Origin of the sequence: Streptomyces sp. KL109B, assembly GCF_030766935.1 — a bacterium.
Classification (GTDB): Bacteria; Actinomycetota; Actinomycetes; order Streptomycetales; family Streptomycetaceae; genus Streptomyces.
On sequence record NZ_JASERL010000010.1, the window covers coordinates 75,411 to 97,892 of the forward strand.

The following is a 22,482-nucleotide window of genomic DNA, read 5'->3' on the forward strand; positions in this document are numbered from 1 at the left end:
GGCTCCGCCCCGGACCCCGCGCCTCAATCGTCGGCGGGGCTTGAGGGGTGGTGCAGTGCGGTGATTGATTGCGTCAGGGCGGCCGATACGTCGCCGATTCGGACGTGCTGTCCGTCGCGGACGATCACCCGGCCCCCCGACACCACATGCCGGACATCCGACGCGGTCGCCGCGAACACCGCCGTTTCCGCGCCGAAGCGGGGGGCCGGGCCCGCCGTGCGGGGGGAGTCGAGGGTGATGGTGACGAGGTCGGCGAGGGCGCCTGCCTCGATCGTGCCCGCGTCGGGCCAGCCCAGGGAGGCGTGGCCGGTTGCCGACGCCGCGCGGAGGAGGGCTGCCGCTGTCCAGTGGCCTCGGGTGCGGGTGCGGAGGCGTTCGTTGAGTTCCATGGCGCGGGACTCTTCGAAGAGGTCGATCACCGCGTGGCTGTCGGAGCCCAACGACAAGGGCGAACCCGCGCGTTCCAGGGCCACCGCCGGGCCGATGCCGTCCGCCAGGTCGCGTTCGGTCGTCGGGCACATGCAGGTGCCGGTGGACGAGCCGCCGAGCAGGGCGATGTCCGCGTCCGTGAGGTGGGTGTTGTGCACCCCGATGGTGTGCGCGCCCAATACGCCGTTGTCGGCGAGGAGTTGGGTCGGGGTGCAGCCGTGGGCCGCGTGGCACGCGTCGTTCTCCGCCGTCTGTTCGGAGAGGTGTACGTGGAGGGGGGCCTCGTGTGTGCGGGACCATTCCGCCACCGTCGACAGTTGCGCCGCCGGGACCGCGCGTACCGAGTGGATCGCCGCGCCGATGCGGACCCCCGGGCGCTCCTTGAGGAGTGACGCCCGTTCCGCCCAGGCCTCCGCCGTGCCGTCGGAGAAGCGTCGCTGGTGGTGGTCCGGTTCCTTGCCGAAGCCGGAGGAGAGGTACGCCGTGTCGAGGAGCGTGATGCGGATGCCCGCTTCCTCGGCCGCCGCGATCAGGGCCTCGCCCATCGCGTTCGGGTCGGCGTACGGGGTGCCGCCCGGAGCGTGGTGGAGGTAGTGGAACTCGCCCACCGACGTGATTCCCGCCAGCGCCATTTCCGCGTACACCGCGCGGGCCAGTGCGTGGTACGTCTCGGGCGTGAGGCGGTCTGCCACCGAGTACATGACCTCGCGCCACGTCCAGAACGTGCCCGATCCGACCTGCACCGTCGAGCGCAGCGCCCGGTGGAAGGCGTGGCTGTGGGCGTTCGCGAGGCCGGGGAGAGTCAGGCCGCGCAGCACCGTCGCGCCGGGGGGCGGGGTCTCGACGCCCTTGCGGACCTCGGTGATGCGGTCCCCCGCCACTTCCACGGCCACGCCCGGCTCGACGTTGGTGTCGAGCCAGGCGTGCTCCAGCCAGTACGTCGTCGTCTGCGTCGTCACGTGCAGGCCAGTCCTTCCAGTACGTCGGCCAGTGCGCGCACACCTTCCAGGCAGTCGTCCTCGGCCGCGGACTCGGCCGGGGAGTGGGAGACGCCGGTTGGGTTGCGTACGAACAGCATGGCGGTGGGGATCGACTGGGCGAGGATTCCGGCGTCGTGTCCCGCTCCCGTGCCGAGGACGGGGACCTTCAGGCCCCGCGAGGCCGACGCCGACATGCCCAGGATGCGCGCCAGTTCGTCGCGCAGGGCGTGGTCGAACTCCACGATCGGGGTGAACGACTCTCGGGTGAGCGATACGTCGATGCCGTGCGCGTCGGCGTATTCGTGCGCCGCCTTCTCGACCGCCGTGACCGTGCGGTCCAGGGCGTCCTGGTCGGCGGCGCGGGAGTCGAGCCAGCCGCGGACCATCGACGGGATCGCGTTGACGCCGTTCGGTTCGACCGAGACCTTGCCGAACGTGGCTACCGCGCCCGCGAGTTGGGCTTCGCGGCGGGCCGCGAGGACCGTTTCCGCGTACGTCAGCATCGGGTCGCGGCGGTCGACCAGGCGGGTCGTGCCCGCGTGGTTGGCCTCGCCCGCGAAGTCGAAGCGCCAGCGGCCGTGCGGCCAGATGCTGCTGGCGATGCCGATGGCGTCGCCGGAGAGGTCGAGGGCGCGGCCCTGTTCCACGTGGAGTTCGATGAACGCGCCGATGCGGTCGAGGCGTTCGCGGTCCACGCCGATCGCGTCCGGGTCGTAGCCCGCGTTCTCCATGGCTTGCGGGAGGGTGACTCCGTCGGCGTCCGTGAGCTTGTGGGCCGCCTCGCGGGTGAGGGCGCCGGAGGTGAGGCGGGAGCCGACGCAGGCGAGGCCGAAGCGGGCGCCTTCCTCGTCGCCGAAGTTGGTGATGGCGAAGGGTTTGGTGAACTCCGCTCCCCTGCGGCGGAGTTCGTCCAGGGCGGCGAAGGCGGATACGACGCCGAGGGGGCCGTCGAAGGGGCCGCCGTCGGGGACGGAGTCCAGGTGGGAGCCGGTGACGATGGCTCCGCCGGCTTGCGGGTCGCCGAGCCAGGCCCACTGGTTGCCGTTGCGGTCGACCTCGTAGGTCAGGCCGCGGGTCGTCGCCTGGGACTTGAACCAGGCGCGGCAGTCGGTGTCGGCGGGGGTCCAGGCGTAGCGCCTGTAGCCACCGGTGGCGGGGTTGCGGCCGATGGGGCGGAGGTCGTGCCACATCTCCGTGAAGCTGGGCCCCTCAGCCCCGCCGGCGTTTGAGGCGCGGGGTCCGGGGCGGAGCCCCGAGGCGTTCACTCGCCCTCCCGCATCGGAACCCGCACCCCACGCTCCGCCGCGATCTCCGCCGCGTGCTCGTAGCCCGCGTCGACGTGGCGGATGACGCCCATCGCCGGGTCGTTCGTCAGGACCCGCTCGATCTTCGCGGCAGCGAGTTCCGTGCCGTCGGCGACGCAGACCTGGCCCGCGTGGATGGAGCGGCCCATGCCGACGCCGCCGCCGTGGTGGAGGGAGACCCAGGTGGCGCCGGAGGAGGTGTTGACCAGGGCGTTGAGGAGGGGCCAGTCGGCGATCGCGTCGGAGCCGTCCTTCATGGACTCCGTCTCGCGGTAGGGGGAGGCGACGGAGCCCGAGTCGAGGTGGTCGCGGCCGATGGCGACCGGGGCCGACAGCTCGCCGGATGCCACCATCTCGTTGAACTTGAGGCCCGCGCGGTGCCGTTCGCCGTAGCCGAGCCAGCAGATGCGGGCCGGGAGGCCCTCGAAGGAGATGCGGTCGGCGGCCATGTCGAGCCAGCGGTGCAGGTGCTTGTTCTCGGGGAACAGTTCCTTGATCGCGGCGTCCGTCTTCGCGATGTCCTCCGGGTCGCCGGAGAGCGCCGCCCAGCGGAACGGGCCGAGGCCCTCCTCGAAGAGCGGGCGGATGTGGGCCGGGACGAAGCCGGGGAAGGCGAAGGCACGGTCGTAGCCGGCCTTGCGCGCCTCGTCGCGGATCGAGTTGCCGTAGTCGAAGACCTCGGCGCCGCGGTCGAGGAAGCCGACCATCGCCTCGACGTGCAGGCGCATGGACCGGCGGGCCTTGTCCGTGAAGCCGGCCGGGTCCGCCTCGCGCTCCTTGTCCCAGTCCGCCACCGGGATGCCCACCGGGAGGTACGCGAGCGGGTCGTGGGCCGACGTCTGGTCCGTGACGATGTCGATCGGGGCCTCGCGGCGCAGCAGCTCCGGGAAGACCTCCGCCGCGTTGCCGACGACGCCGATGGACAGGCCGCGGCGCTCGTCGCGGGCCGCCAGAGCCAGCTCCAGGGCGTGGTCCAGGCTGTCCGCCTTCACGTCCAGGTAACGCGTGCCGATGCGGCGGTCGATGCGGGTCTCGTCGACGTCGACGCAGATCGCGACGCCCTCGTTCATGGTGATCGCGAGGGGCTGGGCGCCGCCCATGCCGCCGACGCCCGCCGTGAGCGTGATCGTGCCCGCCAGCGAGCCGTTGAACTTCTTGCGGGCCACCGCGCCGAACGTCTCGTACGTTCCCTGCACGATGCCCTGCGAGCCGATGTAGATCCACGAGCCGGCCGTCATCTGGCCGTACATCATGAGGCCCTCGGCCTCCAGCTTGCGGAACTCCTCCCAATTGGCCCAGTCGCCCACGAGGTTGGAGTTCGCGAGCAGCACGCGCGGCGCCCACTCGCTGGTGCGCAGCACGCCGACCGGCTTGCCGGACTGGACGAGGAGGGTCTCGTCGGCCTTCAGCGTCTTCAGTGTGCGCACGATCGCGTCGTACGCCTCCCAGGACCGGGCCGCCTTTCCGGTGCCGCCGTAGACGACGAGCTTGTCGGGGTGCTCGGCGACCTCTCCGTCGAGGTTGTTCATGAGCATCCGCAGGGCGCCCTCCTGCTGCCACCCCAGGGTGTTGAGCTCGGTGCCGCGCGGGGCGCGTACGGGGCGGGGTCCTGACATCGGCGGCCTCCTGAGGTGCGTATCCACAAGCTGTTGAGTCAGCGCTGCTGAGTCAGCGGTGTTGAGTCAGCGGTGTTGAGACTTCTATTCACATCCTGGCCATCTGAATAGGGCTAGTCAATAGGGGGCCGGGGAATCCCTACCTGACGTCGAGTACGCAGGAGGTTCCCGTGACCACAGCGACCGCCGAAGACACCCACTGCACCAGGCCATCGGGCCCAAGCTCGTCGTGGGCATCGTCTTCGTGTCGCTGCTCGCCGTCGGGCTCGTGTCGACCGGGGAGATCGAGGGGCTCGGCGACACCACGTCGTTCCTGCTGCTGTGTGTGTTCGCGGTGGTCAATGTGGCCGCTGACCCCGCCCCGGGGAACTCCAGGGCGGCGCGAACTCGCCGCCCCTGCACGGTGGTTGGCGGATTTTAGTCGCCCCACGAATGTTCCACCGGGAAATGCCAGAAGCCTCACCTGGTCTCCGTACGTTGCGTAGTTTCGCCGTCACACATGCACCGGCGACACACAAAGCGGCGTTCAGGTGGGGGGTCCCAGGCGTGTCCGGAATTGACGAGTGCCTCCTTGAGGTCATGCGACTGCCGGGCGCGCGCGGCGCCTCCGTCGTCGACTGGACCAGCGGGCTCGCCCTGGGCACGATCGGCGCGTCCCGCAACGGGGACCACGAGGCGGGCGCCGCCGAGACCGCCGAACTGGCCCGGCTCGCCGCCGAACACCTCGCCTTCGCCCCGGCCGAGGGCAGCGACTGGGGCCAGGGCTCCGCCAGCGACAAGGCGCCTCCGGTCGAGGACGTCATCGTCACCAACCGCGACAGCTACCACCTGCTGCGCTTCGTGCGCACCAGCTTCGACAGCAGCGTCTTCCTCCACCTGTGGCTCGGCCGCGACGAGGGCAACCTCGCGTACGCCCGGATCCGGCTCGCCGACATCGCCGACCGGATGGTGCTGGGATGAGCACCGCCACCGCCGCCGCTGTCTCGCCGATGCTGACCCGCCTCGCCGACGAGCGGGCCACCGGCGCCCTGATCCGCGAGCACGGCACCCTCTACCTGGAGGGCGGCCGGGTCGTGCACGCCGAGTCACCCGCGACGCCCGGCATGGACGTGCTGCTCACGACGGGCGGCGCGGTGCAGGCCGAGGGGTGGTCGGAGGCCGTGGACCGGGCGGGGGCCCGGCAGCGGGTCGGCCGCTACCTCGTCGAGCAGGGGCGGATCGGCCACGGCGCGCTCGAACTGTGCCATCTGGGCGCCCTGTTCGACGCCGCGTACTTCACGCTCGCCCCGGGCAGCGGGCCGAGCCGGTTCCGGTACGGGGTCTCGCACTGGTTCGGGACGGTGCGGCCGGTGCCGGTGGCGGCCGTCGAGCGGGAGGCGCTGCGCCGGCGTGAGCTGCTCCAGCGGATCTGGCCCGAGCCGGACACCGATACGGCGCCGCTCACCCGGATCGTGCGGCACGCGGGAGTGAGCGTGCCGCCCCGCAGACGCCGCGTCCTCGACCTGGTCGACGGCGCGCGCACGGCCTCCCAGATCGCGCTCGCCCTGGGCAGGCCCGCCTTCCACACCCTCGTCGACCTGCGGCGCCTCGCCGCGTGCGGCCTGGTGACCACGGCGCCCGCCCCGGTGCTGCCCGAGCTCGTCGCGCTCGCCGCCGCCGTCGAGGACCCCGACGTGGCGCTGCTGCGCAGGCTGCGCGCCGGTCTGGAGGCCCTGTGAAACGCCTGCTGCGTTCCTCTCGCAGTACTCCAGGTACTCCAGAAAGGAGATCTCCGATGGCCGACGAGGCCGAACTCCTCGCCGAACTCCAGCGGTTGAGAGTCCGCGTACCCCAGGTCACCGGTGCCCTCGCCGCCAGCGTCGACGGCCTGGTCCTGGCCCAGGACACCCCGGGCGTCGAACCGGAGGGCGTCGCCGCGCTCACCGCCACCGCGCTCGGCGTCGCCCAGCGCCTCGCCGACGTCACCGCACAGGGCGCCTTCCGCGAGCTCCTGGTGCGCGGCGCCGCCGGCTACATCGCCACCTACGCCGCCGGGGACACCGCCGTCCTCACGCTCCTCGCCCAGGACCGGGTCAACGTCGGCCGCCTGCACCTCGAAGGGCGCCGCTCCGGGACCCGTATCGGGGAACTCACCACACCCGCCGAACCCGAAAAGCCCCAAGCCGAAAAGCCCCAAGCCGAAAAGGAAACGCCGCCCGAACCGGCCCCTCGCACCCGCGGCAGGTCCCGCGCCCGCTCGGCGGCCGGCAAGACGACCGAGACCGGACTTCCCGTCCGGGCATCCGCCAACGTGCCGCCCCAGCCGACGAGTTGAGAACCGGCACCTTCCCAGGAAACGCGCAACCTCAGGAAAACCACGAAAGGACCCAGCATCATGGCCAACACCGAGACCGCCCTCAAGGACGCCCTCGCCTCCATAGAAGGCGCCACCGCCGCGGCGCTCGTCGACTACACCAGCGGCATGGCCCTCGGCACCATCGGCGGCTCCAAGAACTTCGACCTGGAGGTCGCGTCGGCGGGCAACACCGACGTCGTCCGCGCCAAGCTGCGCACCATGGAGCAGCTGGGGCTCAAGGAATCCATCGAGGACATCCTCATCACCCTCGGCTCCCAGTACCACCTGATCCGCCTGATCAAGGGACGCGGCGGCAACGGCCTGTTCCTGTACCTGGTGCTCGACAAGGCCCGCGCCAATCTGGCGATGGCCCGGCACCAGCTGAAGAAGATCGAAGGCGATCTGGAGGTCTGAGCGAGCGAACGGGGGCGCCACGCCGGGTGCGGCGCGGCGCCCCCGGCGCCGCTCCCCCGGCGCCGCTCCCCCGTCCCGGCTACCCCGTCCCGGCTACCCCTCCCAGTCGGACTCCTCGCGCTCCCGCCGCTCCCGTCGCCGCACGGGCCCCCACCGCACCGCGTGCAGCGCGTTGACCCCGACGATCCCGCCCCAGGCCACGAAGAGGCCGGGCAGGCCCGCCTGGACCACGGCGATCGCGGACAGCGGGATGGCGAGGACGAGGGTGATCACGGCGAAGCCGAAGCGCTCGCCCCAGTTCTCGGCGCCGGAGTCGCGGGCCCCGCGGGCCACGGTGATCCGGTGCTCGGCCAGTTGTCGCCGCACCCTGCGGTCGACGACGGAGTCGAGGCGCTGCTCGACCTTTTCGAGGAACGAGTCGACGAGCGCCGGCTCGTAGTCGTCGCCCAGTTCCCTGCGGGCGTGCAGGGTGGCGTCGAGTTCCTTCTTGAGTTCGGCGTCGCGTGTGCGCTCGCGGGCTTCCATACCGCTCGACGTTACGGAGCGGTGGCCCCCACCGCAGTAGGGCTATCCCCCGTCTTCTCGCTGGGCCACTCCCCCGCACCGCGGCGCCGGGCGAGCAGCCAGTAGAGGACGGCCGGGACGACGAGCCCCACGATCCACGACACGTCCGCCCCGCCGAGGGGTTCGACGAGCGGGCCCGTGTAGAAGGCGGTCGCCAGGAACGGCAGCTGGGCGAGCAGCCCGACGACGTAGACGACAAGAGCGTCCCAGCGCCAGCCGCCGTAGCGGCCGTTCGGGTCGGAGAGGGCCGGCAGGTCGTAGCGTTCGCGCGAGATCAGGTAGTAGTCGACCAGGTTGATCGCGGACCACGGCGTGAAGAACGTCAGCAGGAACAGCAGGAAGTCCTTGAACGAGGTCAGGAAGCTGTCCTTGCCTGCCAGGGCCACCACCGTGCCCGCGACCATGATGATCCCGATGTAGACCGCACGGGCGCGCTGCGAGAGCACCCGCTGGCCGCGGAATCCGCTGATCCCGGTGACCATCGACATGAAGCCGCCGTACGTGTTGAGGACGTTGACGGTGAGCTTGCCGAGGGCGATCACGAAGTAGAAGAAGGAGGCCGCGAGCCCGGCGCCGCCGAGCGACACGACGTACCCGACCTGGTTGTCGATGAACTTCTCGCCCGCGCTCGCCGCGACGAGCACACCGAACGCCATCGACCACTGCGAGCCGAGCGCCGAGCCCGCGAGCGTCCACCAGAAGGTGGCCTTGCCGCTCGTCGTACGCGGCAGATAGCGCGAGTAGTCGGCGACGTACGGGCCGAAGGCGAGCTGCCAGGACGCCGAGAGGGAGACGGCGAGCAGGAACATCGGCAGCGAGAAGTGCGCGTCGGACAGCAGCGCGCCGACGTCGACCCGGTCGAAGAGCCGGATGCCGAGGTAGACGAAGGCCAGCGCGCACACCACGCTCGCCACCCGCCCGAGGACGTGGATGACCCGGTAGCCGACCGTGGCCACGACCCCGGTGATCAGCGCGAAGACGATGATGCCGGTGGTGTCGTTGGTGTGCGTGAGCTGCGCGGTGGCCTGCCCGGCGAGCACGGTGCCGCTGGCGAAGAACCCGACGTACATCAGGATCACGAGGAGCAGCGGGACGACGGCCCCCTTCACCCCGAACTGCGCCCGCGACTGGATCATCTGGGGCAGCCCGAGCTTCGGCCCCTGCGCCGAGTGCAGCGCCATCACGGCACCGCCGAGCAGATTGCCGAGCACGAGCCCGATCAGCGACCAGACCACGTCGCCGCCGAAGACGACGGCGAGGGCGCCGGTGACGACGGCCGTGATGTGGAGGTTGGCGCCGAGCCAGAGCGTGAACTGGTTGAAGGCGCTGCCGTGCCGTTCGCTGTCCGGCACGACGTCGATGGAGTGCTTCTCCACTACCGCTGCGGCCATCCGATGGCCTCCTTACTCGCTCTTGCTCGCTACTTCTTGCTGGGGCTGCCGATCCCGTGCCGGCGCGCGTAGTCCTTCGCGACGTCCTCCGGGTCCTTCTTGTCCTTGTCGACGAGCCGGTTGAGCTCGGTCAGGTCCTCGGTGGTCAGTACGTTGCCCAGGCGCGCGAGGGCCTTGCGCACGGTCGAGTCGGCCTTGCGGTCGGCGATCAGCGGGACGACGTGCTGGCCGGGGACGAGGTTCTTGGGGTCGGTGAGGACGACCCAGTGGTTGGCGGCGATGTCGGTGTCGGTGGTGAACAGGTTCGCCACATCGACATCGCCCTTCTTCAGCGCGCCCTTCACCAACGGCCCGGAGGAGTCAAGGGACTTGAACTCCTTGAACTCGACGCCGTACACGTCCTTGAGCCCGACGGCCCCCACCTGCCGCTTCTTGACTTCCGGGGCGGCACCGATGACGAGCTTCCCGTTGTGCTTCGCGAGGTCGGCGAGCGACTTGAGCTTGTACTTCTCGGCGGTCTCGCGCGTCACGACGAACGCGTCCGAGTCCTCGGCCATCCCGTACGGCAGGATCTGCAGCCCCTCCGGGAGCACCATGGCGAGCGCGTTCTGCATCTCGCCCTCCTCGGTGGCCTTCGACTTGGTGTCGAGGTAGTGCAGAAGGGCGCCCTGGTACTCGGGAAGCAGGTCGATGTCGCCGCCCTTGAGGGCGGGGATGAGGATCTCGCGGGTGCCGAGATTGGGCCGCACGCTGGTCTTCACCCCGGCGGCATCGAGCACGGCCGCGTACAGATACCCGAGCACCTGGTTCTCGGTGAAGTTGGCGGTGCCGATGGTGACCCCCTTCTTGCTGGAGCCACCGCCGGACAGCGAACCCCCCTGCTGGTCGAGGGAGGTGATGCCGCTGGAGCAGGCGGACAGGGCCGGCACGGAGGCCGCGGCGGCGAGCCCGCCGAGGAGGGCACGTCGATTCAGATTGCGCATCTTGCTTGCTCCTAGGCGGACTTGAGGGTGGTGGGCCGGTTGCGGAAGAGGAGCCGTTGCAGCCCCGACAGGGCCAGGTCGAGCACGATGGCGACGACCGCGACGAGCACGGCGCCGCCGAGCACCTGCACCAGGTCGCGCTGGGCGAGCCCGTCGAAGACGTAGCGGCCGAGCCCGCCGAAGGACACGTACGCGGCGATGGTGGCGGTGGCGACGACCTGGATGAGGGCGAGCCTGAGCCCGGTCATGATGAGCGGCAGCGCGAGCGGCAACTCGACCTGGAACAGCACCTGATGCCCCTTCATCCCCTGCCCCCGCGCGGCATCCCGCACCTCGGGGTCGACGGCGGTCATCCCGGCGTACGTATTCGTCACGATCGACGGCACGGCGAGCGCCACGAGCGCGATGTACACGGGCCACATGGACAGCCCGCTCGCGAGGAACACGAGCACCACGAGCCCGACGGTCGGCAGCGCCCGCCCGAAGGACGACAGGTTGATGGCGATGAAGGCGCCCCGCCCGGTGTGCCCGATGAGCAGCCCGACCGGCAGCGCGATGGCGGCGGCGACGAGCGTGGCGAGCAGCGAGTACTGAAGGTGCTCGGCGATCCGCGTGGCGATGCCGTCGCCGCCGCTCCACTGCTCGCCGCTGACCAGCCAGGCCCCGAGATTCTTGAACAGTTCGTACATGACGGTTTCAGGCCTTCCGAGTCCGCGGCCGGGTACGGGTACGCGTACGGGCCCACGGTGTGAGCAACCTCTGCACTGCGACGAGCACCGCGTCCGCGACGAGCGCGAGCAGCAGCGTCAGCACGACGCCGACGATCACCGGGGTCGGGAAGTTCCGCTGGAACCCGTCGGTGAACAGCTGGCCGAGACCGCCGTCCCCGATATAAGTCGCCACGGACACAAGGGAGATGGCCATCACGGTGGCGATCCGCACCCCCGCCATGATCACGGGCACCGCGAGCGGCAACTCGACGGTCAGCAACGTCCGCATCGGCCGCGTCCCCATCGCCTTCGCCGCCTCCTTCGTCTTCGCGGGCACGGAGTCGAGCCCCTCGACGGTGTTCCGCAGGAGGACGACGAGCGTGTAGATCGTCAGCCCGATGACGGTGGTGGTCCGGGTGAGCCCGGAGACGGGCAGCAACAGCACGAAGACCGCGATGGACGGAATCGTGAAGAGCACGTTCGACAACCCGAGCAGAAACCCGCGCAGGGCCCGTATCCGATGCGCGACAACGGCAAGCGGAAGCGAGATGAGCAGCCCGAACAGGACGGCGCTGAGGGCGGCTTGGAGGTGAGAGGCGGTGAGACTGAGGAGATCACTCTGATGCTCCCCGATCCAGCTCCAGTCGATGGTCACGCGGCACCTCCGGCCGGTGCGGCACCATCAAGCCCCGCCGGCGATTGAGGCGCGGGGTCCGGGGCAGAGCCCCGAGGCGTCACGCCGGACAGGGCGTCACGATGCGCCCGCCCAGAACACTCATGCACGTCGTCCCGCGACGACACCCCCGTGAACACCCCATCGCCATCAACCCGGACAACCAACCCGGCGGGCGACGCCACCGCCTCGTTCAACGCCGACAACAACGAGTCCCCGTCACCCAACGCCCGCAAAGGGGCGGACGCCCCACCGTCCCGCTCCCGCCAGGCCACCGGCCTACGCCCACCGTCCAGCACCAGCTCCCACGCCCCACCCTCCGGCGCGGCCCCCTGCTCCACACCCGCGAGCGTGGTCAACGACAGCAGCTTCAACCCCCGCTCCGCGCCGAGGAAGTCCGCGACGAACTCGTCGGCGGGCCCCGCCAACAGCTCGGCCGGCGGCGCACACTGCACCAAGTGCCCGCCCTCCCGGAACACCGCTATTCGGTCCCCGAGCCGCACGGCCTCGTCGATGTCGTGCGTGACGAACACAATCGTCTTGCTCAACTCCCGCTGCAGCCGCAGCAATTCGTCCTGAAGCTGGGTCCGCACGACCGGGTCGACCGCCCCGAACGGCTCGTCCATCAGCAGCACCGGCGGATCCGCGGCCAGCGCCCTCGCCACCCCCACCCGCTGCTGCTGACCGCCGGACAGCTGATGCGGATACCGCTTCCCCATCTCGGCCGAGAGCCCGACCCGCTCAAGCAGCTCACCGGCCGCCGCCCGCGCCTTCTTCCGCCCCCACCCGAGCAACAGCGGCACCGTGGCGACGTTGTCGAGCACGGTCCGGTGCGGAAAGAGACCGGCCTGCTGGATCACGTACCCGATCGATCGGCGCAGCTCGGCCGCGTCCTGCTCCAGTACGTCGCGCCCGCCGACCCGGATGGTGCCCGAGGTGGGCTCGACCATACGATTGATCATTCTCAGGCTCGTCGTCTTGCCGCAGCCGGACGACCCGACGAAGACGGTCACGCCCCCTTCCGGCATGTCGAGCGAGAGATCGTGCACCGCTGTCGTGCCGTTCGGGAACCGCTTGTGGACCGCTTCGAACTGGATCATGGAGCGCCTCTGAAGTCCTCTTGCCCGTCCTGCATATCGTCATGCAGAGTTCTCGGTACGTGAATAACTTGTCAATGCCTCCGCGTAAATCATCGGTAAATCCCCCGGCCGGGGACCGAACTATGAGACACGGGCGCCCTATTCGGGGCATTTGAACACTGATCAAGGGGAACAGCGCATGGTGTCACAACCGGTCGTCGTGCTCGACGGCCACGGCCTCCCGGTCACCGACGTCGCCCGCCTCGCCCACGCCACCGCCCGCCCGGTCCCCGGCACGGACGCCATGAAGCGCGTCGAGGAGTCCTGGAACGCGGCGCGGGAGATCGCCGCATGGGGCAGGGTCTACGGCCGCTCCACCGGCGTCGGCGCCAACCGCAGCGAGGACGTGCCCACCGAGGCCGCCGCCGACCACGGCCTGCGCCTGCTGCGCAGCCACGCGGGCGCGATCGGCGACGAGCTGCCGGAGCACGAGGTCAGGGCGATGCTCGCGGTCCGTGCGAACCAGCTCCTGGCCGGCGGCGCGGGCCTGCGCCCGACGGTCGTCACGGCCCTCTGCGAGGCCCTGGAGAACGGCGCGTACCCGGCGGTCAACGAGCACGGCTCGGTCGGCACCGGCGACATCGCGCCGCTCTCCCAGATGGGTCTGGCCCTCGCGGGCGAGCACCCGTGGCGCGGCAAGGGCACCCCGCCCGAGCCCCAGCCCCTCGACAACAACGACGCCCTCGCCCTGATCTCCTCCAACGCCCTCACCCTCGGCCAGGCGGCCCTCGCCCTGCACGAACTGCGCGAACTGCTCGCCGCGACGAACCTGGTGGCCGCCCTCAGCCTCCTCGCCGTCGACGGCTCCTACGAGGCGTACGCACTGCCCGTGCACGAGTCGCGCCGCCACAAGGGCAGTTACGACGTGGCGGCCCGGATGCGCGAGATCCTCGGCGCCGACGACCGGCCGACGCCCCCGCTCGGCCGCATCCAGGACCCGTACGGCTTCCGCTGCGTGCCGCAGATCCACGGCCCGGCGCAGGACGCGGCGGACGCGCTCGAAGACGTCCTCACGGTCGAGATCAACGCGGCGGCGGAGAACCCCCTGATCTCGTACACGGACATGGCGGCCTACCACCACGGCGGCTTCTACATGGCCCAACTCGCCCTCGCCCTCGACCACTTCCGCCTCGCGATCAGCCAGGTCGCCCGCCTCTCCACATCCCGCCTGTCCACCCTCAACGAACCGGCCTTCACCCGCCTGCGCCCCTTCCTCGCGGACGGCGAACCCGCCTCGTCCGGCGTGATGATCCTGGAGTACGCCGCCGGGGGCGCCCTCGCCGACCTGCGCGCCTTCTCCGCCCCAGCCTCCCTCGGCCACGCGGTCCTCTCGCGCGGCGTCGAGGAACAGGCCAGCTTCGCGTCCCTCGCGGCCCGCCAGACGCTGCGCGCGTGCGCGGCGTTCCGGCAGGTGGTGGGGTGTGAACTGGTCGCGGCGGTACGGGCGTTGCGCCTTCGCGACCTGCGACCCGACGCGGAGCTCCCGGTGGGCCGGGCCTTCGAGCTCGCGACCGAGGAACTCCCGGCGGACGTGACGGACCGCCCGTTGACACAGGACGTGGAGCGGGCGGCGGGCCTCCTCGGACGTTTCGCGGCGGCCCAGGGCCTGGCGGTCACCCCCGTACTCTGAATAGAGTCATACACGATCCAAGACCGTTGAATGGACCGGCGGGGAGACATGAGCGAGCGCACGGACAGCACACCGAGCGGAGCGGGGACGCACAGCCCGGCGGCCCGCCTCCAGCACCTCTTCGAGGGACACCGCCTCACGCCCACCCAACGCCGCATCGCGCACTGCATGGTGCGCCGCGCGGCCGACGTGCCGTTCCTGTCGTCCGTGGAACTGGCCGAGCTCGCCGGGGTGAGCCAGCCGTCCGTCACCCGGTTCGCGGTCGCCCTCGGCTTCGACGGCTACCCGGCGCTGCGCAAGCACCTGCGCGAGACGGCCCCCGCCGAACCGGCGGGCTCCTCCAAGGCCAATGAGTACCAGCAGGCCGTGGAAGCGGAGATCGCCAACCTGCGGCACCTCGCCGAACTGCTCGCCGACCCGGAGCCGGTGGAGCGGGCGGGCCAACTCCTCGCCGCGTCACCGACGTTGCCGGTGCTCGGGCTGCGCGCGGCGGCCTCGCAGGCGTACGGATTCTCGTACTTCGCCGCGAAGGTGCACCCCGACGTACGCCTCCTCGACGAGGGCGGCACCATGCTCGCCGACCGCATCGACGCGGCCGTCCGCGCGGGCGCCACGGCCCTGCTCTGCTTCGCGCTCCCCCGCCACCCGCGCGAGGTCGTCGACACCCTCGCGTACGCGCGGGAGGCGGGCCTCACGGTCGTCACGGTCGCCGACTCCGCCTTCGCCCCGGTCGCCCGCCACTCCGACCTCCTGCTCCCGGCCGCCGTCGGCACCGGCCTCGCCTTCGACACGGCGTGCTCACCGATGCTGCTCGGCCGGGTGCTCCTGGAGGCGATGTGCGACGGGCTTCCGCAGGCGCAGGCGAGGCTTGAGGAATTCGACGTACGAGCGGCGGAACGCGGCCTCTTCGTCGAGTAACCCTCGTACGGGAAAGGCGAGTTGCGCGGGGACCGCCGCACCCCCGTGTGACGGGGGGCGGGACGACGGCGGTCCCCGCGAGGGGCGGGCACCGGGTCAGGCCGTGTGCGCGCCCAGGGCGTCCTTGGAGGTCCGGGAGCCGCTCCGGAGTTCCTGACGCCGCTCGCTGCCGGTGGGGGCGGGGAGCCGCTCCCGCCCCTTTCCGACATCCACCAATGTGCCGGACCCGTGTTAAGCCGGTGCTGCGCGCACGTGTCGCGCTCGTACCAGTTCAGTGATGTTCGTATCCGCCGTACCGCGTCCGGATCATCTTCGACCGACTGCATCGGGCCCTCACCGTGACGAACGACGGCCTCTTCATCGAGCGTCGGACAGCATGTCCGCCGACGCGCACTCGGCGGTCGCGCCAGACCGACGGTCCGGAACCCCGACAACGTCGTGCACGTCTGCAACCGTGCGGTCCTCGCACCGGTCATGACGCGCGGACCGCACGGGAGGCCGCCGTCAGGTCACTTGCTCTCGCGCGCCATGTACGCCAGCAGGTCCTGTCGGCTCACTACCCCGGTCGGCTTCCCCTCGACCAACACGATCGCGGCATCCGCCGAGCCCAGTACCTCCATCAGGTCCGCCACCGGCTCCCCGGAGCCGACCTGCGGCAGCGGCGGCGACATGTGCTTCTCCAACGGGTCCCGCAGGGAGGCCCGTTGCGTGAACAGCGCGTCGAGCAGCTCCCGTTCCACGACCGAGCCAATGACCTCGGCGGCCATCACGTCCGGGTGCCCCGCGGAGCGCTTGAGCACAGGCATCTGTGAGACCCCGTACTCGCGCAGCACGTCGATCGCCTCACCCACGGTCTCCTCTGGATGCATGTGGACGAAGCCGGGGAGGGGGCCCTTCTTTCCGCTGAGCACGTCGAGGACCCGGCCGGCCTCCGCCGGCTCCTCCAGGAAGCCGTACGACGACAGCCACTCGTCGTTGAAGATCTTCGAGAGGTACCCCCGCCCGCTGTCCGGCAGCAGCACCACCACGACATCGTCCGGCCCGAGCCCCTCCGCCACCCGCAGCGCCGCCACGACGGCCATCCCGCAGGAGCCGCCGACGAGCAGCCCCTCCTCCTTGGCCAGACGCCGCGTCATCTGGAACGAGTCCTTGTCGGACACGGCGACGATCTCGTCCGCGACGTCCCGGTCATAGGCGGTGGGCCAGAAGTCCTCCCCCACCCCCTCCACGAGGTACGGCCGCCCGGACCCACCGGAGTAGACGGAGCCCTCGGGGTCGGCGCCGACGACCCGCACCCGCCCCTCACTCGCGTCCTTCAGATACCGGCCCGTCCCGGAGATGGTGCCTCCCGTCCCGACCCCCGCCACAAAGTGGGTGATCCGCCCCTCCGTCTGCTCCCACAGCTCGGGCCCCGTGGAGTGGTAGTGCGACTCCGGGTTGTGCGGATTGCTGTACTGGTCCGGCTTCCAGGCGCCGGGCGTCTCGCGGACGAGGCGGTCCGAGACGTTGTAGTACGAGTCCGGGTGCTCGGGATCCACCGCCGTCGGGCAGACCACCACCTCGGCGCCGTACGCACGCAGCACATTGATCTTGTCCGTGGAGACCTTGTCGGGGCACACGAAGACGCACTTGTACCCCTTCTGCTGCGCCACCATGGCGAGCCCGACACCGGTGTTCCCGCTGGTCGGCTCGACGATGGTGCCGCCGGGAACGAGTTCCCCGCTCTTCTCGGCGGCCTCGATCATCCGCAGCGCGATACGGTCCTTCACGCTGCCGCCGGGATTGAAGTACTCGACCTTCGCGAGGACGGTCGCCCTCAGCCCTTCGGTCACTCTGTTGAGCCTCACCAGCGGGGTGTTGCCGACGAGGTCGATCATCGATTCGTGGATGCGCACCGTGGTCTCCGGGTTCTCCTCCGTAATGGTGCCGCCAGAGTAAGGCGCACGGGGCGGTCCGTGTCCCTTCATCCGGAGTTGCGATTGGCCGACGGGGATTACGGGGCAAGGAGTCCATGTAGCCGTAACAGAGTCACGGATCCGAAGAGTGGCAGAGTCGCAGAGGCAGGTGGCCGCGGAACATGTCGAGCAGGGCGAGGGTGGCACGGCGGATCGCAGCGGGCGCGGCGTACGGCGGCGGCGGGATCGGGCTGCTGGGCGCGGCCACGGTCGGGCTGTTGCTCGCCGAGGTGCAGATCGCGCGACGCCAGGTCGGCAACCACGGTCCGGAGCCGGTGCACGTGCCGTCGGCGGACGGGGTGTACGGCCGCCGGATGTACGGCCCGCACAACGGCGAACCCCTGCGCTTCCTGATGCTCGGCGACTCCACGGCGGCGGGCCAGGGCGTGCACCGGGCCGGCCAGACCCCGGGCGCGCTGCTCGCCTCCGGGCTCGCGGCGGTGGCCGAGCGGACGGTGGAGCTGCGCAATGTGGCGCAGCCGGGCGCGCAGTCCGACGACCTCGACCGGCAGGTGCCGGTCGGCCTCGCGGACCCCGGCTGGCGGCCCGACGTCTGCGTGATCATGATCGGCGCGAACGACGTCACGCACCGGATCCCCGCCACGAAGTCCGTACGTCATCTGTCGGCGGCGGTACGGCGGTTGCGCACGGCGGGGGCGGAGGTGGTGGTCGGCACGTGCCCCGACCTCGGCTCGGTGGAGCCGGTGCAGCAGCCGCTGCGCTGGCTGGCGCGGCGTGCGTCGCGTCAGCTCGCGGCGGCGCAGACGATCGGCGCGGTGGAGCAGGGCGGCCGCACCGTCTCCCTCGGCGACCTCCTCGGCCCCGAGTTCTCGGCCAACCCCCGCGAACTCTTCGGCCCGGACAACTACCACCCCTCCGTGGAGGGTTACGCCACCGCGGCCATGGCCGTCCTCCCGACCCTCTGCGCCGCGCTCGGCCTCTGGCCGGAGGAGGAGCGCCCCGACGCCTCCCGCGCCGAAGGCTTCTTCCCGGTCGCCCGCGCGGCGGCGCGGGCCGCGCAGGAAGGCGGCACGGAAGTCGCTGCCGCGATGCCGACCGGCCCCCGGGGACCGTGGGCCCTCCTGAAGCGTCGCCGCCGACGCCGGGTGACGGCCCAGGACCCGGTCCTGACCGAAACCTGACACCCACCCTTGGGGCTCCGCCCCAAACCCCGCATTCGGCCCGGTAAATCAAGCCTCGCCGGCGATTGAGGCGCGGGGTCCGGGGCAGAGCCCCGGGAGCGGGCGCCGGGTCACCGCAACAGAAGAACCGGTCGACCGGCGGAGCCCTGAGCAAGCGCTTAGAAAAATGCGGCAGGGGTCACACCCCTCACCCGGTGACCCCAGCGGTACGCACGGGTAGCTTCGCTGACGGTCAGCCGTACCGAACCTCTTGGAGCCGTGATGCCCGAAGCAGTGATCGTCTCAGCCGCCCGCTCCCCCATCGGCCGCGCCTTCAAGGGCTCGCTCAAGGACCTGCGCCCGGACGACCTGACCGCCACCATCATCCAGGCCGCCCTCGCCAAGGTCCCCGACCTTGACCCGCGAGACATCGACGACCTGATGCTCGGCTGCGGCCTCCCCGGCGGCGAGCAGGGCAACAACCTGGGCCGCATCGTGTCCGTGCAGATGGGCATGGACCACCTCCCGGGCTGCACCGTCACCCGCTACTGCTCCAGCTCCCTCCAGACGACCCGCATGGCGCTGCACGCCATCAAGGCCGGCGAGGGCGACGTCTTCATCTCGGCGGGCGTCGAGATGGTCTCCCGCTTCGCGAAGGGGAACTCCGACTCCCTCCCCGACACCCACAACCCGCTCTTCGCCGAGGCCGAGGCCCGCACCGCGGCCGTCGCCCAGCAGGAGAACACCACGTGGCACGACCCGCGTGAGGACGGCCTGGTCCCGGACGCGTACATCGCGATGGGCCAGACCGCCGAGAACCTGGCCCGCCTGAAGGGCATCACCCGCGAGGACATGGACGCCTTCGGCGTGCGCTCGCAGAACCGCGCCGAGGAAGCCATCAAGAACGGCTTCTGGGAGCGCGAGATCACCCCGGTCACCACCCCCGACGGCACGGTCGTGTCGAAGGACGACGGCCCGCGCGCGGGCGTGACGCTGGAGGGCGTCTCCGGCCTCAAGCCGGTCTTCCGCCCCGACGGACTCGTCACGGCCGGCAACTGCTGCCCGCTGAACGACGGCGCCGCCGCCCTCGTGATCATGAGCGACACCAAGGCCCGCGAGCTGGGCCTGACCCCGCTCGCCCGCGTCGTCTCCACCGGCGTCTCCGGCCTCTCCCCCGAGATCATGGGCCTCGGCCCGGTCGAGGCGAGCAAGCAGGCGCTGAAGCGCGCGGGGCTCGGCGTCGACGACATCGACCTGTTCGAGATCAACGAGGCGTTCGCCGCCCAGGTCATCCCGTCCGCCCGCGACCTCGGCATCGACGAGGACAAGCTGAACGTGAACGGTGGCGCCATCGCCGTCGGCCACCCCTTCGGCATGACCGGCGCCCGGATCACCGGCACGCTGATCAACTCGCTCCAGTTCCACGACAAGCAGTTCGGCCTGGAGACCATGTGCGTCGGCGGCGGCCAGGGCATGGCGATGGTCATCGAGCGCCTGAGCTGAGCCGACCTGACCTGACCTGACCCGATCCCGTCTATCGGTTCGTGATCCAATCTCCCCCAGGATGTGACGTGCATCTCGGGGGAGATCGGTTTTTGCAGGTCAGCAGGGTCCCCACCCCATAAGGGGCCTAAACACCCAGCCAAAAGACCTGTCCAATTCGTGACGTAATGCACTGACAGCCGGTTCGTCCAGGCTTCAAGCTGATGTAGGAAGTCGGGGGTCGACTTGAAACCGGGAGTACGTCAGTGAGCGCCATGCCCGCAGCCATCAGTGTCCTTGTGCTCGCTACGGCCGCTGCCACGGCCGTCGGAGCCGCCACCCTGAAGCACGTCAGGGGGCTGCGCCGACAGGTCGAGGGTCTGCGCGACGAGCTGAGCAGGGACCGCGCCGCCACGGCGCTCCCCGGCGTACCCGCCGCGCGCAGCACGCCGGACGCCGAGGCGATACGCAACGCCGTCGCGGACGCCCTCGCCGAGGAGCGCGAGCGGGAGCTCGCGGAGGCGCGGGCGTTCTGGGCGGCGCAGGAGGCGCGGGACAGTTCGGAGCTGCCGCCGTTCCTGGCCGGTGGGGCGCTCGGCGACGACATGTTCCTGCCGCGGCAGGCGGACCTCGTGGGGCTCGAGCCCATCGGGGAGCCGGCCCTGGAGCCGGAGGACGAGGTCGTCGAGGAGTCCCCCGAGCTGGCCGCCGCGCGGCGCCGGCACCCCTCGCACCCGGACTTCGTGCCGGTGCAGTCGCCGGTCGTGGGCGACCACGAGCGTACGGTGCAGTGTCTTGAGGAACTGGCGCAGACGCGTACGGCCCTCGCCGATGTCCGGCCCGGCCCGCTCGGCACGCTCGACGTGTACGTCTTCGCGGACGGTACGACCCTGTGCATGACGCCCGGTCACCGTGAGACGGCCGAGCAGCTCGCCGCGGCCCTCCGGGACGGCGAGACGCCCGTCCTCCTCGGCGGCTCCGGCGTCTCCGGCGCGTACGCCCTCACCTTCGAGTGCGCCGACGCCAACGTCTACATCCTGGCGGACCGGGTCATAGCTTCGGCCTGAACCATGGTTACGCCCCCGGGGCTCCGCCCCGGACCCCGCTGCTCAATCGCCGCAGGGGCTCTAGATTCCGGCTCGCTTCATAGCCGCGTCGACCAGTTCCACGGCCTCCGTGAGGTCCCCCGGGTCCCGGAGGGAGACCGCCAAGTCCCGCCCCGCGACCGTCACTTGGTCGGCCGCGGCGAACATTCCGGCGTCCGGCATCTCCCGGACGACCCCACCGGGGTCGTCCAACTTCTGGGCTCGCGCCGAAAGTTCCCTGGCCAGCGCCAGCGCCTCCGCGGCGGCGCTCCGCTGCAACCTGCTCTGCGGCGCGGCCCGAAGCCGATCGGCGAACTGATCCACTGCTGCGGTCAAAGGCGTCGTATCAAGCACGCGGCGACTGTAGCTGTTTACAAGGCCCCGGCGCTCAGGCACGGTGGCGTGAAGGACCGGCCACATCGAAGCGTTCCGGAGGCGCCGATGTCCCAAGTCTTCTCCGAGGAGACCCACCGCAATCTGTTGGCTCGCATCCCCCACTGCACCGGTCGTGAACTAACCGACTGGATGCGCACCGTCGAAGAAGGCCCCTGCTTCCTTCGCTTCGAAGAGAAGGTCAGTTGGCTGCGCGGCGAGCACGACCTCGCGTACGGCCACGCGAAGGCGATCATCCACGAGTACGACTTGAGGCGCGCCGCACGGCGATTCGGTTAGCGCCCCACTCCCCGCACCCAAACGCAAAGGGCCCGCGCACCCGAAGGTGCGCGGGCCCCTGACAGCTACGGCTACGGGCGTCAGTCGTTGCCTTGCAGGATCGCGATGAGGCGCAGGAACTCCATGTAGATCCAGACCAGCGTCATGGTCAGGCCGAACGCGGCGAGCCACGCCTCTTCCTTCGGAGCGCCGTACGCGATGCCGTCCTCGACCTGCTTGAAGTCCAGGGCCAGGAAGCACGCGCCGAGCAGAATGCCGACGATGCCGAACACGATGCCGAGGCCGCCGCTGCGGAAGCCGAGGCCGTCACCGCCGCCGAAGAGGGCGAACAGCAGGTTGATGCCCATGAGCAGGATGAAGCCCATGGCCGCGGCCATCACGAAGCCGTAGAAGCGACGGTTGACGCGGATCCAGCCCGCCTTGTACGCGATGAGCACGCCCGCGAAGACGGCCATCGTGCCGAGCACCGCCTGCATGGCGGCGCCGTCGGCCCAGCGGTTGTCGACGATGCTGGACAGCACGCCGAGGAAGACACCCTCGAGCGCCGCGTACGCCAGGATGATCGCCGGCGACGCCTTGCGCTTGAAGGCCTGGACGAAGCCCAGGACCATCGCGACGAGGCCCGCGCCGATCGCGATGCCGTACGACTTGCCGATGTGCGCGTCGTCGACCGGCAGCAGCGCCCAGGCGAGCGCCGCGGTGACGATCAGCAGACCGAGCGTGGTGCCGGTCCGCATGATGACGTCGTCGATCGTCATGCGGCCGGTCGTGGGCGCCTGCGGAGCCCCGTACTGGACGTCCTGCTGTGCGTAGGGGTTCTGCGCGTACGGGTTGCCGGCGGGGGCCTGGGCGTAGGGGTTCCCCTGCGCCGTGCCGACAGCGGGGCCCCCGGCCTGCGGCTGCTGCGCGTTCGCGTTGAACTGCGCGTAGCCGTTGTCGCGGCTGAACCCCCGTCGCGAGAAGACCGGGTTGCTGCTCCTCATTTCACTCCTCCATGGCCACCCTGTATGGCCTTGCCATCAAGAGTAATGGTCTGGCAAAGATCCGACCCTAGTGCTCAGGGAGGATCTTTCCCATCCTG

General features: G+C 70.7%; 23 protein-coding genes. 11 read left to right on the forward strand and 12 right to left on the reverse strand.

Annotation, left to right across the window (positions count from 1 at the left end; translation table 11 throughout):
- Window positions 1-23: 23 nt before the first annotated feature.
- The 3 genes from RBJ65_RS29465 to hutU form a co-directional block, all read right to left on the reverse strand.
- The gene (locus tag RBJ65_RS29465; protein WP_306323667.1) at window positions 24-1,388 is read right to left on the reverse strand and encodes a formimidoylglutamate deiminase; all 1,365 of its coding nucleotides are present in this window, start codon (window positions 1,386-1,388) and stop codon (window positions 24-26) included.
- Entirely contained in the window at window positions 1,385-2,599 is a 1,215-nt protein-coding gene (locus RBJ65_RS29470; protein ID WP_306323666.1) for an allantoate amidohydrolase, read from the reverse strand. Before RBJ65_RS29470 ends, RBJ65_RS29465 begins: the two co-directional genes overlap by 4 nt.
- A 71-nt stretch (window positions 2,600-2,670) precedes the next feature.
- Window positions 2,671-4,329, reverse strand: a complete 1,659-nt coding sequence (gene hutU / locus RBJ65_RS29475; protein WP_306323665.1) for a urocanate hydratase — start codon at window positions 4,327-4,329, stop codon at window positions 2,671-2,673.
- Window positions 4,330-4,558: 229 nt separating this feature from the next.
- On the opposite strand from hutU, the gene RBJ65_RS29480 reads away from it, so the two are divergent.
- The 5 genes from RBJ65_RS29480 to RBJ65_RS29500 all read left to right on the forward strand — a co-directional run bounded on the left by RBJ65_RS29480 (window position 4,559) and on the right by RBJ65_RS29500 (window position 7,078).
- On the forward strand, window positions 4,559-4,750 hold the full coding sequence (locus RBJ65_RS29480; RefSeq protein WP_306323685.1) for a hypothetical protein: 192 nt from the start codon (window positions 4,559-4,561) through the stop codon (window positions 4,748-4,750).
- A 125-nt stretch (window positions 4,751-4,875) separates the two neighbouring features.
- Window positions 4,876-5,289 carry a hypothetical protein gene (locus RBJ65_RS29485; RefSeq protein WP_306323664.1) on the forward strand — a complete coding sequence of 138 codons (414 nt, stop codon included), beginning with the start codon at window positions 4,876-4,878 and terminating at the stop codon, window positions 5,287-5,289.
- Window positions 5,286-6,047 (forward strand): transcriptional regulator, encoded by a 762-nt coding sequence (locus RBJ65_RS29490; protein ID WP_306323663.1) that lies wholly within the window; start codon window positions 5,286-5,288, stop codon window positions 6,045-6,047. Before RBJ65_RS29485 ends, RBJ65_RS29490 begins: the two co-directional genes overlap by 4 nt.
- A 56-nt stretch (window positions 6,048-6,103) precedes the next feature.
- Entirely contained in the window at window positions 6,104-6,643 is a 540-nt protein-coding gene (locus tag RBJ65_RS29495) for a roadblock/LC7 domain-containing protein (protein ID WP_306323662.1), read from the forward strand.
- A 60-nt stretch (window positions 6,644-6,703) separates the two neighbouring features.
- Window positions 6,704-7,078 carry a hypothetical protein gene (locus RBJ65_RS29500; RefSeq protein ID WP_306323661.1) on the forward strand — a complete coding sequence of 125 codons (375 nt, stop codon included), beginning with the start codon at window positions 6,704-6,706 and terminating at the stop codon, window positions 7,076-7,078.
- 93 nt (window positions 7,079-7,171) lie between these two features.
- Here RBJ65_RS29500 and RBJ65_RS29505 read toward each other — a convergent pair whose 3' ends face one another.
- From RBJ65_RS29505 to RBJ65_RS29530, 6 genes are read right to left on the reverse strand one after another with little or no spacing between them, the layout of a single operon-like run.
- On the reverse strand, window positions 7,172-7,603 hold the full coding sequence (locus tag RBJ65_RS29505; RefSeq protein ID WP_306323660.1) for a hypothetical protein: 432 nt from the start codon (window positions 7,601-7,603) through the stop codon (window positions 7,172-7,174).
- A gap of 11 nt (window positions 7,604-7,614) precedes the next feature.
- Window positions 7,615-9,033: a cytosine permease gene (locus RBJ65_RS29510; protein WP_306323659.1), complete on the reverse strand. Its 1,419-nt coding sequence runs from the start codon at window positions 9,031-9,033 to the stop codon at window positions 7,615-7,617.
- 29 nt (window positions 9,034-9,062) lie between these two features.
- Window positions 9,063-10,007, reverse strand: coding sequence for an ABC transporter substrate-binding protein (locus tag RBJ65_RS29515; protein WP_306323684.1), 945 nt, complete (start codon window positions 10,005-10,007; stop codon window positions 9,063-9,065).
- 20 nt (window positions 10,008-10,027) lie between these two features.
- The gene (locus tag RBJ65_RS29520; RefSeq protein WP_306323658.1) at window positions 10,028-10,705 is read right to left on the reverse strand and encodes an ABC transporter permease; all 678 of its coding nucleotides are present in this window, start codon (window positions 10,703-10,705) and stop codon (window positions 10,028-10,030) included.
- Between the two features lie 7 nt (window positions 10,706-10,712).
- Window positions 10,713-11,381 (reverse strand): ABC transporter permease, encoded by a 669-nt coding sequence (locus RBJ65_RS29525; RefSeq protein WP_306323657.1) that lies wholly within the window; start codon window positions 11,379-11,381, stop codon window positions 10,713-10,715.
- The gene (locus RBJ65_RS29530) at window positions 11,378-12,499 is read right to left on the reverse strand and encodes an ABC transporter ATP-binding protein (protein ID WP_306323656.1); all 1,122 of its coding nucleotides are present in this window, start codon (window positions 12,497-12,499) and stop codon (window positions 11,378-11,380) included. The genes RBJ65_RS29525 and RBJ65_RS29530 overlap by 4 nt, the downstream gene beginning before the upstream one ends.
- 178 nt (window positions 12,500-12,677) lie before the next feature.
- Here RBJ65_RS29530 and RBJ65_RS29535 point away from each other — a divergent pair, with 178 nt between their 5' ends.
- Both RBJ65_RS29535 and RBJ65_RS29540 read left to right on the forward strand, forming a co-directional pair.
- Window positions 12,678-14,168, forward strand: a complete 1,491-nt coding sequence (locus RBJ65_RS29535) for an aromatic amino acid ammonia-lyase (protein WP_306323655.1) — start codon at window positions 12,678-12,680, stop codon at window positions 14,166-14,168.
- Window positions 14,169-14,216: 48 nt separating this feature from the next.
- On the forward strand, window positions 14,217-15,086 hold the full coding sequence (locus tag RBJ65_RS29540) for a MurR/RpiR family transcriptional regulator (protein WP_306323654.1): 870 nt from the start codon (window positions 14,217-14,219) through the stop codon (window positions 15,084-15,086).
- Window positions 15,087-15,595: 509 nt separating this feature from the next.
- Here the strand turns inward: RBJ65_RS29540 and RBJ65_RS29545 are convergent.
- Window positions 15,596-16,981 (reverse strand): cystathionine beta-synthase, encoded by a 1,386-nt coding sequence (locus RBJ65_RS29545; RefSeq protein WP_306323653.1) that lies wholly within the window; start codon window positions 16,979-16,981, stop codon window positions 15,596-15,598.
- 182 nt (window positions 16,982-17,163) lie between these two features.
- Between RBJ65_RS29545 and RBJ65_RS29550 the strand changes: the two genes are divergently transcribed.
- From RBJ65_RS29550 to RBJ65_RS29560, 3 genes are all read left to right on the forward strand, one after another.
- Window positions 17,164-18,183: an SGNH/GDSL hydrolase family protein gene (locus RBJ65_RS29550; protein WP_306323652.1), complete on the forward strand. Its 1,020-nt coding sequence runs from the start codon at window positions 17,164-17,166 to the stop codon at window positions 18,181-18,183.
- A 261-nt stretch (window positions 18,184-18,444) separates the two neighbouring features.
- Window positions 18,445-19,665 carry an acetyl-CoA C-acetyltransferase gene (locus RBJ65_RS29555; RefSeq protein WP_306323651.1) on the forward strand — a complete coding sequence of 407 codons (1,221 nt, stop codon included), beginning with the start codon at window positions 18,445-18,447 and terminating at the stop codon, window positions 19,663-19,665.
- A gap of 245 nt (window positions 19,666-19,910) precedes the next feature.
- Entirely contained in the window at window positions 19,911-20,711 is an 801-nt protein-coding gene (locus RBJ65_RS29560; RefSeq protein ID WP_372341456.1) for a hypothetical protein, read from the forward strand.
- Between the two features lie 60 nt (window positions 20,712-20,771).
- On the opposite strand, the gene RBJ65_RS29565 is transcribed toward RBJ65_RS29560, so the two are convergent.
- A complete protein-coding gene (locus tag RBJ65_RS29565) occupies window positions 20,772-21,083 on the reverse strand; it encodes a hypothetical protein (protein ID WP_306323649.1) in 312 nt (103 codons plus the stop codon).
- A gap of 87 nt (window positions 21,084-21,170) precedes the next feature.
- Here RBJ65_RS29565 and RBJ65_RS29570 point away from each other — a divergent pair, with 87 nt between their 5' ends.
- On the forward strand, window positions 21,171-21,401 hold the full coding sequence (locus tag RBJ65_RS29570) for a DUF4287 domain-containing protein (RefSeq protein ID WP_306323648.1): 231 nt from the start codon (window positions 21,171-21,173) through the stop codon (window positions 21,399-21,401).
- Window positions 21,402-21,481: 80 nt separating this feature from the next.
- Here the strand turns inward: RBJ65_RS29570 and RBJ65_RS29575 are convergent, their stop codons facing one another.
- Window positions 21,482-22,384: a Bax inhibitor-1/YccA family protein gene (locus RBJ65_RS29575; RefSeq protein ID WP_306323647.1), complete on the reverse strand. Its 903-nt coding sequence runs from the start codon at window positions 22,382-22,384 to the stop codon at window positions 21,482-21,484.
- Between the last annotated feature and the right edge of the window lie 98 nt (window positions 22,385-22,482).